The sequence below is a fragment of the Streptomyces sp. NPDC059679 genome (assembly GCF_042734105.1).
Classification (GTDB): Bacteria; Actinomycetota; Actinomycetes; order Streptomycetales; family Streptomycetaceae; genus Streptomyces.
In genome coordinates, this window is record NZ_JBHWES010000093.1 from 11,808 (window position 1) to 26,071 (window position 14,264).

Genomic DNA, 14,264 nt, shown 5'->3' on the forward strand with positions numbered 1-14,264 from the left:
TACGGCGAGGCGGGCCGACTTTAAGAGGCTCTGGCAACTTTTCGCCACAAACCATAATGGTGCTTGCCCGGACCAAGAGAACGCAAGAATCATGCCAGTCGTGTCCGACTCGAATCCAGGACCATGGAATGCATCCATGGAAAGACATGACGCACTCGACCCGAACACTCTTTCCCCCGCCAAGCGGACCTTGTTGGATCGGCTGCGTCGCGGGCAGCTCCAGGATGAGCCGAAGATTCCGAGACTGGACTCTGACGGCCCCTTCCGCCTTTCCTATGCCCAAGAAAGGGTATGGTTTGCGGAGCAGCTCGCTCCTGAATTGGGAGCATTCAATCTGGTAACGGCGGCCATGCTCCGGGGCACTCTCGAAGCCGCTGAGGTGGAACAGAGACTGGCCGCGATCGTGAGTCGGCACGACGCGCTTCGCATGTCCATCCATGTCGACACCGACGGGCCTCGAGCGCGCATCGCGGACACCGTGCCGGTCCACGTGCCGGTGCTGGACCTCTCCGCCGCCGAAGTGCCGGGCGGTGGCTTGGACGAGATGGCCCGGCAGGCGGCGGTCGCCATCGGCAGACGCGGCTATGACCTGGCGCGTGCCCCGCTGTGGCGGGTCGAACTTGTGCGCCTGCCACAAAATCGGACGCTGGTCGTCGCCGCCGCTCATCATGTGATCCTCGATGGTCCCTCCTTCCAACTCCTCGGCTTCGAGATCGTCGGGGAAGGAGCCGCGCCAGACCTGCCTGTTCGCTTCGCCGACTTCGCCGACTGGCAGCGCCGACAGGTCGAGGGCGGAGCGTTCGCGGCGGAGCAGGAGTACTGGCGGCGGCAACTGTCCGAGCTGCCAGGGCCGCCGGAGCTACCCGCCGACCGGCCGCGGACCGCTCGTCCCACCTTTCGCGGCGCCACCCTCAGCGCCCCGGTGCCGCCTCGCACGCTCCAACGGATAAGCGCTGTCAGCAAGGAGGCGGGAGTCACCCCCTACCTCACGCTCCTGGCCGCGTTCACGGCGCTGCTGCACCGCTGGACCGGCGACCATGACGTGGTGGTTGGTTCCTCCGTGTCCGGACGCACCCGCCCCGAGGTGCAGCACCTGCTCGGCACGTTCAACAATCTCATCGTCCTGCGGACCCGGCTGGAGGGCCACCCGTCCTTCCGCGAACTGCTGCGTCGCGTGACCGAGGTGGCCACCGAGGGATTCGACCATCAGGACCTGCCCTATGAGTGGTTGGTGCGGGAACTCGCGGGCAGCGCCGGCGGTCTGGTGTCGGTTTGCTTCAACATGCCGGTCCAGGAGACCGCCGTCGACATGCTGGATCTGCCAGCGATTCCCCAGGGCTCACAGTTCGACCTCACAGCCCACGTCATGCGGCTCGCGGATGACGGGATGCGGATCCAGTTCGAGTACTCGGCAGACCTGTTCGACGAGGACACCGCGCGTGCGCTTCTGGACCAGTACCTCGGCCTGACGGACGCACTCCTCGCCGACCCCGACCGACCGGTTGCCGAAGCACCCATGGCCGCGCCCGCCATCGAGGCTGTCGGCCCAGCGGCCGAGGGCTCGCTGACCGGACGGGTGCTTGCCCAGGCGGCGGCGACCCCCGCCGCCACCGCCGTCGTCAGCGACGAGGGCGCCCTCACCTACGCACAGCTGGTCAGCCGCGCTCAGGCCATAGCGGCCGGACTGCGGGCGCGCGGCGTACGGCGCGGTACACCCGTGGGCGTGCGCCTGCCCCGCGGTCCGGCGCTTCCCGCCGCGGTGCTGGGGGTGTGGCTGGCCGGCGGCGTGTATGTGCCGCTCGACCCGGAGCATCCCGAGGCCAGAATCCAACTGATCGTGGCGGAGACCGGCGCTGTCGTCCTGGGTGGGCCGCTCCCCGCCGAGGACACGGCCATAGCGCCCGCCGAGACCAAAGCCATCTGCGAGCCCGACCCCATGGACCCGGCGTATATCGTCTACACCTCCGGCTCGACGGGGCGTCCGAAGGGTGCGGTGGTCACGCACGGCGGGATTGCGAACCGCGTGCAATGGGCTGTAAGTCGGCACGCCTTCGGACCCGATGACCGGATGCTGCACAAGACTCGCATCAGCTTTGACGCCCACGTATGGGAGCTTTTCGCGCCGCTGGTGAGCGGCGGGGCCGTCGTCATGGCCCCGCCGGGGGCCGAAGCCGACCCGGAGACGATGCTGCGTGCCGTGGCCGACCACGGCGTCAGCGTGCTCCAGGTGGTGCCCTCCGTGCTGAGCCTGCTGGCCGATGCGTCCTCGGCGCGCTGGCGGGACTGCGCGCGCCTCAGGCTGCTGTTCTCGGCCGGTGAACCGCTGCACGCCGAGCTGTGCCGGCGGGTGCGCGCGCACGCGCCGGGCCTCGCCATCGTCAACACCTATGGGCCGACCGAGTGCGCGATCGATGTCACCGCGCACCTCGTCGACGTCGACCGGGCAGCGGGCCCGATCCCGATCGGGCGGCCGATCGACGGGGTGCGCCTGCTCGTGCTCGACCGTGAAGGCCGACCGGTCCCGCCGCTCGTTCCGGGCGAGTTGTACGTCGGAGGACCGGCGGTGGGGCTCGGCTATCTGGGCCGCTCCGCCCTCACCGCCGCCGCCTTCGTACCCGATCCGGCAGGGGGTGGCCGACGGCTGTACCGCACGGGCGACCGGGTGCGGCTGCGCCGCGACGGCGTGCTGGAATTCCTCGGCAGACTGGACCAGCAGGTCAAGGTCAGCGGTGTGCGCGTGGAGCCGGGAGAGGTCGAGGCCGTCCTCGCCCGGCATCCGGGCGTCGTTCTGGCCGCGGTGGTGGTTCGTGAGGGGAGTCTGGTCGCCTGCTTCACCGGTGATGCCTCCCACGACGAACTGCGCTCCTTCTTGGGCGAGCGGCTGCCGGCCACGATGGCGCCGACCCGATTCGTCACTCTGGAACGCCTTCCCTTGAACTCCAGCGGCAAGGTGGACCGGGCCTCGCTGCCCGGAGCGAAGGCGGGCGCCGGCCCGGCCGTCCCCGCTGTCCCGGCCGCACCCCGCAACGCTGTCGAGGCCGCCATCGCCGCGCAGTGGTCGGAACTGCTCGGCCGTGACACCGTCGGCATCCACGACGACTTCTTCACCCTCGGTGGCCATTCACTGCTCCTCACACGACTGGGCATGCGATTGCGCGAGGCGTTCAACGCCGAGATCCCGCTCCGTGATCTGCTGTCCGCGACCACAGTCGAGCGGCAGGCCGCCCTCGTCGGCTCCGCCCGCAGAGGCGGAAGTGCCATACCGTCCGCTCGCCGCGAAGGGCCGTTGCCCTTGTCGCCCAGCCAGCGACGCCTGTGGTTCCTGGACCGCCTGGACCCCGGCTCAACCAGGTACACCGTGCCCCTTGTCCTGAGGCTGCGCGGCGACATAGCCCCGGAACGACTGGCCCAGGCGTTGAGTGAGATCGTGCGACGGCACGAGGTGCTACGGACTCGCTACTGCCTCCCGGAGGAGCCGGAACCCGTGCAAATCGTCATGCCGGCCCGTCCGGTGACGCTGCACCGGACGGAGGGTCCGCTGAGCGCCGTGCTGGAGCGGGAGATCGGCCGCCCGTTCGACTTGGCCGCCGGTGAGGTCCTGCGCACGCTGCTGGTCGGACAGGCCGACGGTGACGACGTGCTTGTCCTGCTCCTGCACCACATCGCCTGTGACGGCTGGTCGCTGGAGATCCTGACCCGGGAGCTCGGCGCGCTGAGCACAGGCACGGTTCCGCCGCCGCCGGCGATCCAGTACGGCGATTTCGCCGCCTGGCAGGCTCGCGACGCGCGCGACGACGAGGATCGGCTGCTGTCCTACTGGCGCGGCAGGCTTGCCGGTCTCAGTCCGCTGGAACTGCCCACCGATCGTCCCCGCCCGTCGGAGTTCAGCGGACGCGGAGCGGTCGCCGGCTTTGTCATCACCGAGCGGACGGCCAACGCGCTGCGGGCCTTGGGCCGTGCCCAGGGAGCCACACCCTTCATGAGCCTGCTCACGCCGTTCCTCGCCTTGCTGTTCCGCTACACGGGAACGGCCGATGCGGCCGTGGGGACGCCGTTGGCGGGGCGGGAGCAACCGGAGACCCGGGACGTCATCGGATTCTTCGCCAACACACTCGTGCTGCGCACCGATCTGTCCGCCGACCCGTCGTTCGCGGAGCTCCTGGACCGAGTCAGGGCCACGGTGCTGGAGGCCTACGCCCACCAGGGGCTGCCGTTCGAGCGCCTGGTCGAGGAGCTGGACCCGCAGCGTGACCTCTCCCGTAACCCGCTCTTCCAGGTGATGTTCGAGATGAGCACGGCACAGGGCCCCGGCTCGCTCGACTTCGGCGGGGCGGTGACGGCCGAGCGGCTGGTGCAGATCCCCTGGCACACGGCCGCGTTCGACGTGACGATGAGTCTGGCGGAGCAGAGTGACGGCTCCATACTCGGTTACGTCGAGTACGCGACGGACCTCTTCGACGCCTCTACGATGCGGCGATTCGTCGACCGCTACCAGCTCGTGGCCGAGGCGATGGCAGCCGATCCGGGCCTGCGCCTGTCCGCCGTCGACTTCTTCACCGAGACAGAGCGGCAACTGATCGCTGCTCCCGCCGCTCTCACGGCGCCCCCGGAGTGCCTGCACGACGCGTTCCGGCGGCAGGCCGCCCGTACACCAGACGCTCCCGCCCTCATCACGATGACGGGTGACCGGCTCAGCTATGCCGAGCTTGACGCCCGGTCGGACGGTGTCGCGCACGCCCTGCGCCACGCCGGCGTGACTGCCGAGACGCCAGTCGCGGTCGTGCTCGGCCGTGGCGCCGACGCCGTCGTGGCCATGCTCGGAGTGCTCAAGGCCGGCGGGGTGCACACGCCGCTGGATCCCGACGCGCCTACCGGGCGCCTCGCGGACCATGGCGCCCGGTACGCGGTCACCACCCCCGGCCTCGCCGGACTTGTCGCCCCGTACGTTGCCCGGGTCCTTACGGTCGATACCGAGGACGCCTCCGTCGCCCCGTCCCACCCGCCCGAGGCGGGCGTCACCCCCCGGCACCTCGCCTACACGATCTTCACGTCCGGGTCGACGGGGAAACCCAAGGGCGTCATGGTCGAGCACGGATCCTGGACCGGACACCTCCGGGAACTCAACCGGAGCTATGGCATCGGACCCGGGGACCGGGTGCTGCTGATGTCGTCGGTGGGCTTCGACCAGACCATGGAGACGGTGGGCATCGCGCTGCTGACCGGCGCGACCCTGGTCGTCGCGGACCAGGAGCTGACCAGCCCGGAGCGGATGCCCGGCCTGCTCGCCCGCCACGGTGTCACCTTCGCCGAGACGACTCCGGCGTATTACCGCGAGATGGTTCCCCACTGTGATGAGCGGCTGGCGGGCCTGCGGCTGCTGGCTGTCGGCGCCGATGTCCTGCACTATGACGATGTCGCGGCATGGCAGGCCGTGGGGTCGCCGGCCCGGTTCGTATCCGGTTACGGCCCGACGGAAGCCACGGTGACCTGCACCGTCGAAACCGTCTCTCTGGCGGCGCCGGCCACCCATGCGGGCGCCGAACGGGTTCCGATCGGCCGGGCCATCGGGCCGACCCGCCTCCACGTCCTCGATGCCCAGTTGAACGAGGTGCCCTTCGGGGTGCCCGGCGAGCTCTACATCGGCGGGCCGCGGCTGGCCAGGGGGTACGTCGGTCGCCCGGATCTCACGGCGGATCGCTTCGTGCCGGACCCGTTCGGCACAGGCGAACGGCTTTATCGAACCGGAGACCTTGTCCGCTACCGCGAGGACGGCTCGCTCTGCTTCCTTGAACGCATCGACCAGCAGGTCAAGGTGCGTGGATTTCGCATTGAGACGGGTGAAGTCGAGGCCGCCCTCCTCGGCTGCCCGGGTGTGGGGCAGGCCGTGGTCCACGCGGTCGCCGATGGCCGCGAGCGAGAGCTCGTCGGCTACGTCGTACCCGCCGGTGAGGGCCTGGGGCCGGGCGAGCTTCAGGAGTCGCTGGCGGCCCGGCTTCCCGGCTACATGATCCCGACTCGCTGGACCGTGCTGGACCGGTTGCCGATGACCAGCAGTGGCAAGGTTGACCGCCAGGCACTGAACCGGATGGTCCCCCAGACGCGGCGGGAGCCCATGCGGCAGCCGCAGACCCCAGCCGAACGTCGGATAGCGGAAATCTGGGCCGACGTTCTGGAGACCGACGTGGGCACCGTCGGCGTCGATCAGAACTTCTTCGATCACGGCGGCCACTCGCTGCGCGCCACCCGCGTGCACACCCGGTTGCGGGAGACGTTCGGGATCGACCTGCCACTGCGGAGGCTGTTCGAGGCCGTCACGGTCGGCGAACTGGCGCGGGAGGTGGAGGCGGCCATAGCGGCGGAGATCGCCTCGCTGTCGGACGAAGAAGCGGCGGCGCAGCTGGAAAAGGAGTGGGGATGACGGCATTCGACAGTGAGGCGAGGCACAGACTGCTGGAGCGCCGTCTGCAAGGTCAGGCAGCTCCGGCAGCCATCCCACGGAGGCCCCGCGGGGGACCGCTGCCGCTGTCGCACACCCAGCGCCGGATGTGGCTGCTGGATCGCCTGCTGCCCGGCACCGCGGAATACGTGGTGCCGTTGGTGCTGAGGCTGCCTGCACCCGTACGGGTCAGCACCCTGCGGGCGGGGCTGAACGCCCTGGCGGAGCGGCATGAGATCCTGCGGACCCGTTACGAGGTGGTGGATGGCGAGGTGTACCAGGTCATCGACGATCCGGGTCCGGTACGGCTGGCTGTCGTCGAGCCGCGAGCCGAGCCGGAGGCGCTGGCCGAGCGTGTTCAGCGCGAGATCGTTGAGCCCTTCGACCTGCTGCACGGACCGGTCTGGCGGGCCACCCTGCTGCAGGGCGACGACGTCCTGGTCCTCGCGGTCCATCACATCGCCTGCGACGGCTGGTCGATGGGCATCCTGGGCCGAGAACTGAAGGCGCTGTACGAGGGGCGTGAACTTCCCGAGCTCCCCTTGCAGTTCGCGGACTTCGCGGTATGGCAGCGCGACCGGCTCGCCGGTGACGCGTTGCGGCGCCGACTGGACTTCTGGCACGCCGCACTGGCCGGTCTTGAGCCCCTGCAACTCCCCACCGACCGGCCCCGCACGGTTCCACGTGACCCACGTGCGGATCGGGTGAACTTCACTGTGCCGGCTCCGATCGGCCGGGCGTTGGCCCAATGGGGCCGTGCCCGGGGAGCGACGCTTTTCATGACGTTGCTGACGGCGTTCGGGACGCTGCTGTCCCGGCACACCGGCCAGACCGACCTCGCCGTAGGCACCCCGGTACTCGGCCGGCCCAGGTCCCAAACCGAAGACGTCGTCGGTCCCTTCATCAACACGCTCGTGCTCCGCTGTGACCTGGCAGGCGATCCCACCTTCGCGGAGTTGCTGGATCGGGTGCGGGAGATGACCCTGACGGCCTTCGCCCATGACGACCTGCCGTTCGAACAGCTCGTAGAGGAACTGCGGCCCGAGCGGGATCTGTCCCGCACCCCGCTCGTCCAGGCGATGCTCCTGTTGGAGGGAGGACCGGGTACGCGGGCTCGTGACCGTGACAGCTGGGAGGAACTGCCCGTCGCCTCACCTGCTGCCAAGGTGGACCTCACGCTGGGCTTCCAGGCGCAGCCCGACGGCAGTCTGCTCGGCGGCTTGGAGTACGCCGCCGCGCTGTTCGACGGTGCGGGTATCAAGCGTATGGCCGACCAGTTGCTGCGGCTGCTCGCCGCCGTCGTGGAGAATCCCGACGCCCGGCTTGGCCGGCTGACGCTGATGGACGCGGCGGAGGCAGCCGTCATCGAGGCCTGGTCCACTGGCCCGCAGGGTCACCCCTCCGAGCGCTGCCTGCACGAGCTGGTTTCGGAAGCCGCCGATCGGTGGCCCGAGGCTGTCGCCGTGGTCTCCGGCTCCGAGGCCCTGACGTATACACAGCTCGAGTCACGGGCGAACCAGCTGGCTCACGAACTGCGAACCAGGGGCGTGGGCGCCGACCGTCCGGTGGCGGTCTGTCTGCACCGGAGCGTCGAACAGGTCATCGCGCTGCTCGCCGTCCTGAAGGCGGGCGGGGCCTATCTGCCGCTCGACCCGGACGATCCGCCCGGCCGCCGAGCCGCGCTCATTGCCGAATCCGGCGCCCCCTGCGTCGTGACGCGGAGCGGCGAAGGCGCTGACCTGCCCGATGTGCCCATGGTGCTCGCGGATACGGAGAATCGCTCTTGGCCCGACACTGAGCCACCGCCCGTCGCCGGGCCCGCGAATCTGGCATATGTGATCTACACCTCCGGTTCCACCGGCCGACCCAAGGGTGTCATGGTGCCGCACGAGGGCATCGTGAACCGGCTGCGGTGGATGCAGGACAGGTACTCTCTGGCTCCCGGTGACCGGGTGGCGCAGAAGACGCCCTACACCTTCGACGTCTCGGTGTGGGAGTTCTTCTGGCCGTTGATGGCGGGTGCGACGGTGATTGTCGCGCCTCCCGGTGCCCACCGTGATCCGCATGAGCTTGCCGAGTTCATGGACGAGCACCAAGTGACCCACGTCCATTTCGTGCCGACGATGCTGGACGCCTTCTTGGACCACGTCGCCGGGCTCCGGAACGGACGGTGCCCCGCCAGTCTGGGTGAGGTGTTCGCCAGCGGGGAGACGCTGCGTCCGGGCACGGCACACCGCTTCTTCGCCCAGTCGGATGCCCGGCTGCACAACCTCTACGGCCCCACCGAGGCTTCGATCGACGTCACCGCGCACGAGGTGTCCCGGGCCGCCCACCGGGTGCCCATAGGCGCCCCCATCGCCGGCGTGCGCGCGTACGTACTCGACGAGGGGCTCAGCCTCGTTCCGGTGGGAGCGCCTGGCGAGATCCATCTCGGGGGAGCGGGGCTGGCCCGTGGCTACCTGGGGCGCCCGGGACTCACCGCGGATCGTTTCGTTCCCGACCCCCGCGGGACCGGGCAACGACTGTATCGCACCGGCGATCGCGGCCGACTGCTGCCCGATGGCTCGCTGGAATACCTGGGCCGACTGGACGGGCAGGTGAAGCTGCGCGGGCTGCGCATCGAGCCCGGTGAGATCGAGGCCGCGCTCCTGACCCACCCGGCCGTGGCGCAGGCGGCAGTGGCGGTCGTCCGCGAGCAGCTGGTTGGCTACGTCGTGCCTGGCGGGCGGGCGCAGTCAGGCGATGCCGAGCTGCGTGCCTATCTCTCCCGGTCCCTGCCCGCGCACCTGATACCCGCACGGTTCGTTCGGCTCGCCGGACTCCCGCTCACCGCCAGCGGCAAGACCGATCGCGCGCAACTGCCCGAGCCGCTTCGACCGGACGTCACCAGCACCTTCGTCGCGCCACGCACCCCGGTCGAGGAGCTGATCGCCGCCGCCTGGTGCGAGGTGCTCGGCGTCGACCGGGTCGGCGTGACGGAGGGCTTCTTCGACCTGGGCGGCGACTCGATGCGGGCCATCCGGCTGGCGGGGACACTGCGCTCCCGTGGCCTGGAGGTGACGGTCCAGGACATCTTCACCCGCACCATCGAGACCCTGGCGGAGACGGCAGGCGGTCCACGGGAGCGGATCGATGACCTGCGGGCCGCACCGTTGTCACTGCTGGCCGAGGAGGACCGGGGCCGGCTCCCGGGGGGCGTCGACGATGCCTACCCGCTCTCCGAGGTACAGGCCGGCATGGTGTTCGAGCTGCTGGCCGACCCCCACAACATGCCGTACCAGAACGTCACCGCGTACCGGATCATCGGCGCCCTGGCGGCCGCCAGCCTGCGGCGGGCCGCGGCCGCGGTCGCCCTGCGGCACCCGGTGCTGCGCACCGCTGTCGACCTCGAGACTTTCTCCGAACCACTTCAGGTGGTTTACCGGAGGGCCGACCCCGAGGTCGCGGTGACATCTCTGGTAGGGGCGGTCGATGCGCATGCGGTCATCGAGCAGACCCTGGCCGCGGAGCGACTGCGCCCGTTCGACCTGACGTCGCCACCGCTGTGGCGGCTGCACGCGTTCGAGGTCTCGGCCGACGAGTGGTGGCTGGCCATCGTCGAGTGCCACGTCATCCTCGACGGCTGGAGCCACAACACGTTCCTCGCCGAGCTGCTGCGGGCCTACGCCGACATCAGAGAAGGGCGGACGGTGTCGGCGGTTGTGCCGGAGGCCGCCTATGCCGACTTCATCGCCGTGGAACGCCGGGCTCTGGCCTCGTCGGCCGACCGCGACTTCTGGGCCGCGCGTCTGAGCGATCATGAGCGATTGCGACTGCCATACGACTGGGCCGAGCCGGGACCGGACCGGGTGACGGCACAGGTGATCATGATCGACCACCTGGAGGCGGCGGTCGGGTCGCTGGCATCCGCGTGCGGTGTCTCCCCCAAGACCGTTTTCCTTGCCGCTTTTGCGGCCACCATGGCCCCCCTGGCTGCCTCCGATCGATACTTCTTCGGCATGGTGAGCAGCAGCCGGCCTGAGGCCATCGGCGGCTACGACGTCCTGGGGATGTTCCTCAACACTGTGCCTTTCAGCGTGACCCGGCCTTCCGGCACCTGGCGTGAACTGATCGCCGATGTCTTCGCAGAGGAGATCGCTCTGTGGCCGCACCGTCGGTTCCCGCTCCCCGCGCTCCAGCGGACGTACGGCGGGCGCATGCCGCTGATTGAAGTGGCCTTCGGCTATCTCGACTTCTACACCGTCGCGAGCACCGGCGTCGTGGATCTCGCGGTGACGAAAGATGACAGTCCCAACGAATTCCCCGTCGAGGTGACCGTCATGCCCGGCCGCCTGCTGATCACCAGCCGACGCGTACACCTCGGCGAACAGCACGCAGCCGAGCTCGGTGCGCGCTTCGCCGAAGTGCTGGGACTCATGGTCGCCGAGCCCGATGCCCCAGTCGCAGGGATGGCGACGGCCGCTGGGACGGTCGGCCCGGGCGTCACAGTGTCGTCGGCGCCGCGCGGATCGCGGTCGTACATGCCGCCGGGTACGCGGGTCGAACGGTCGATCGTGGCGGTGTGGGAGGAGGTGCTCGAGGTATCCCGGATTGGCGTTACCGACGACTTCTATGAAGTGGGAGGGCATTCGCTGGCGGCGATGCGCATAGCGAGCAGGTTGCGGACCGCGCACGGTGTACATGTCACGCCCCGTCAGGTCCTCGAATGCGGCACATGCGCAGAACTGGCGCAGGTCGCCGTCGGCGCCCGATCAGCCGTTCGTGACCCCAGCGACCGGTAGCGTGCTCAGCTTTGGGCGGACAGGTCTGACTCGTCCACCAGCAGTTGGGCCACGAGCCCGAAGCCCCGGCCTTGAAGTCCCGGGCCGGTGGTGAGGGAACCTCTGGCCGCTGCCAGCCGTTCGGCCAGGCCCATGAGTCCGTTGCCGGCCACCGACTGCCCAGCGGCAGCGGGGCCGCGCCCGTCGTCGTTGATCTCCAGTCGGACGATGCCTCCCGTGCCCTGCAGGCTGATTTCGCACCGCGTCGCCCGACTGTGCCGTACCACGTTGGTTACGCCTTCCCGTACCGCCCATCCCAGCAGTGCCTCCGTCTGCGGCGGCAGTGGCGGCACCGACTGCCGGACAACTGGCTCGATCCCGGAGGCCATCAGCACCGAGCGGGAGCGGTCCAGCTCCGTCGGCAGGCTGGTTTGCCGGTATCCGGTGACGGCCTCGCGGATCTCGGCCAGCGCTTGCCGTCCCACCACTTCGATGTCGGCGGCATGCGCGAGCGCCGCGTCCAAGTCGCGGGGCGCCAAGCGGCGTACCGCTTCCGCCTTGACCACGATGACCGACATGCTGTGGCCGAGCAGGTCGTGCAGGTCACGGGAGAAGCGGAGCCGTTCTCGCTCCACGGCGGCCCGGGCCAGTTCCTCGCGTGCCTTGCGCAGCCGGTCGACCATGTCATACAGCGAGGTGATGGCCGCGGTGACAAAGCCGGCGAGCAGCGGTCCATAGGAGTACGACAATGCGTCGCCGACTGTGGACCCATGCAGCAGCGCGAGGGCCACGCAGCTCACCGCGAGGGTGAAGAGCATGACCGTGAGCGGTCGGCGGCGCAGCAGCAGCCCGGCGGCGAGCGCGAGGAGATTGAACAGCAGCAGCGAGTTGTCGGCGTAGACGGAGGCCAGCAGATATGTGAGCACGGTGAGCGCGGCCAGCAACCGATCGGCTGCCGGAGCACTGGCGTTGGTGGCCGCGGCGCGCACTGTCAGTGAGTACAGGGCGGCGTAGGCGCTGAGCGCGGCCATGGCCGGCCAGTCGCGGTCCTGCACAGCGGTGGCTGCCGGGGGGATCAGGAATGCCTGCCAGAGCAGCATCGCGCGCCAGGTTGGCGGTGTGACCTGGCTCAGGTCCTCCTCAAGCGTGCGGGACCGGCGGCGTATCCTGATTCTGGGCCCGTCGCCCGAGATGAGCATCGCCTGCGGCTCCCTTCGTCCAGTCGTTTCGCCGAGGCTCCAACGTCACCCCAACCAGAGCAGCGTGCTGCCCCTGAACGACGTCGGCCCTTGGGGCCTCATGCGCCGCGGGACGGCCTCCGGTAGGCATGGATCGCCCAGGCACCGAAGATAGCGAGCCAGGCGGTGAAGGAGACCAGAGGGACAGTTCCCGGCGCGTGTCCATCGGTAACGCTCCAGGACAGCTCCCCGTATCCGTGTGCCGGCGTCCACTTGGCGAGTTCGGCCAGCCAGTCCGGGAAGTCATCGGCGGGGAGCCACAGGCCGCCGCCCACAGCAAGGAGGATGGAGCAGCTGAGGTTGGCCAGGTTGGCTGTGTTGCCGTCGAAACGGTAGCCGTTGCCCAGCCCCAACAGACAGAAGGGTGCGGTGCCCAGCCACAGCAGTAGGGTGATCGTGGCCCACTGGGGTCCGCTGAGCGTGACATCGTTGAAAAGGGCGCCTGCGGCCAGCACCGCGGCGATGGCGGGCAGCACCACGATCAGGCCGGTGACCAGCCTCCCGCCGACCACTTGCGCGGAGGTCAGCGGCGTAATCCGTAATTGGCGCAACCAGCCAAGTTGCTTGTCCTCGGCAATCGTCGAGCCGTTGCCCAGTGCGGCGCCGATGCCGCCGTACGCCGCCATACCGACCATGAGACTTGTCTTTACGTCGTCGGTGTCGCCGTCGCCGAGGTCACTGAAGAGGAGGTAGAGCAGGACGGGCAGGCCAACGGTGAAGACGAGGTAGCTACGTTCACGCAAGGTGCGGCGGACTTCCAGCCGGACGTACTCATAGGTGCCACGCAGAAGCGTGGGTATCCGGCGCTCGATGTCCCGCTGCATGGTTCGGGTGGCCTTGCTGCTCATCCGCGATGGGTGCCTTCCTGGGTGAGGGTGACGAAGGCGTCCTCCAAACTGGCGGCCGCCACTTCCAGATTGCGGACGAGGCCGCGCTCGACGAGCGCCAACACGGTCGTGTCCGAGTCAGTGCTGCGGAGCAGTGCCCGGTCGCCGTGGATTTCGAATGACGCCACGCCAGGTAACCCCGCCAGGCCCTCGCTGGGGCCGCCTGCCAGGTCGATGGCGACGAGCGCGCCGCCCGCCATCCGCTTGATCTCCTCCACGGAGCCATCGGCCACCTTGCGCCCGCGCTCGATCACCACGATGCGGTCGGCGTGCTCGTCGGCCTCGGTCAGGTAATGGGTGGAGAACAGTACGGTGTTTCCCCGGCGGGCGTACGCGCGCATCGTGGCCCAGAACGCGCGGCGTGAGGCGACGTCGAGCGCGGAGGTCGGCTCGTCCAGCACGATGAGTTCCGGGGCGCCGGCCATGGCGAGCGCGAAGCGCACGCGCTGGGCTTGGCCCCCGGACAGTTTGTCGACCCGCCAGTCGGCGAGGTCGGTGAGGTCCGCGAGTTCGAGCGTCTCCTCGACGGGGAGCGGGCGCGGATACATGTGTGCCGCGAAGGCGACGAGTTCGCGCACACAGACCCGCGGAATGGGGCTGGTGTCCTGCAGCATGGCCCCGACGCGCCCTGACCGGATGGCGGCCTCCGGTGGTCCGCCGAAGAGAGTCACGCTGCCGCTGGTCGGTGTCAGCAATCCCAAGAGCAGCCCGATGGTGGTGGACTTTCCGGCTCCGTTGCGCCCGAGGAGGGCTACACACTCACCGCACCGAATGTCGAGATCGAGCGCGTCGAGAGCGCGCACGTCCTTGCCGTACTCCTTGCCTGTGGCAGCGAATGCGACGGCAAGCGTATCGGTGGTGTGTGCCGTGGGTGGTGCGCCGAATGCTGTGCCGAGAGGGGCGGCAGCTGGTGGGGGTGGGCACATGCGATCTCCTATTTCAA

General features: G+C 69.4%; 5 protein-coding genes. 2 read left to right on the forward strand and 3 right to left on the reverse strand.

The genetic code is table 11. The annotated features are described in order from the left end of the window. Positions 1-136 precede the first annotated feature (136 nt). Complete coding sequence (locus tag ACFV2X_RS50200; RefSeq protein WP_385629784.1) at positions 137-6,418, forward strand: amino acid adenylation domain-containing protein; 6,282 nt, start codon at positions 137-139, stop codon at positions 6,416-6,418. Beyond that, a complete protein-coding gene (locus tag ACFV2X_RS50205) occupies positions 6,415-11,217 on the forward strand; it encodes an amino acid adenylation domain-containing protein (protein WP_385629786.1) in 4,803 nt (1,600 codons plus the stop codon). Before ACFV2X_RS50200 ends, ACFV2X_RS50205 begins: the two co-directional genes overlap by 4 nt. Before the next feature lie 5 nt (positions 11,218-11,222). Here the strand turns inward: ACFV2X_RS50205 and ACFV2X_RS50210 are convergent, their stop codons facing one another. From ACFV2X_RS50210 to ACFV2X_RS50220, 3 genes are all read right to left on the reverse strand, one after another. Further along, complete coding sequence (locus tag ACFV2X_RS50210; RefSeq protein WP_385629788.1) at positions 11,223-12,296, reverse strand: sensor histidine kinase; 1,074 nt, start codon at positions 12,294-12,296, stop codon at positions 11,223-11,225. 197 nt (positions 12,297-12,493) lie between these two features. Continuing rightward, positions 12,494-13,282, reverse strand: a complete 789-nt coding sequence (locus tag ACFV2X_RS50215) for an ABC transporter permease (RefSeq protein ID WP_385629789.1) — start codon at positions 13,280-13,282, stop codon at positions 12,494-12,496. Further along, positions 13,279-14,124: an ATP-binding cassette domain-containing protein gene (locus tag ACFV2X_RS50220; protein ID WP_385629790.1), complete on the reverse strand. Its 846-nt coding sequence runs from the start codon at positions 14,122-14,124 to the stop codon at positions 13,279-13,281. The genes ACFV2X_RS50215 and ACFV2X_RS50220 overlap by 4 nt, the downstream gene beginning before the upstream one ends. Positions 14,125-14,264 lie beyond the last annotated feature (140 nt).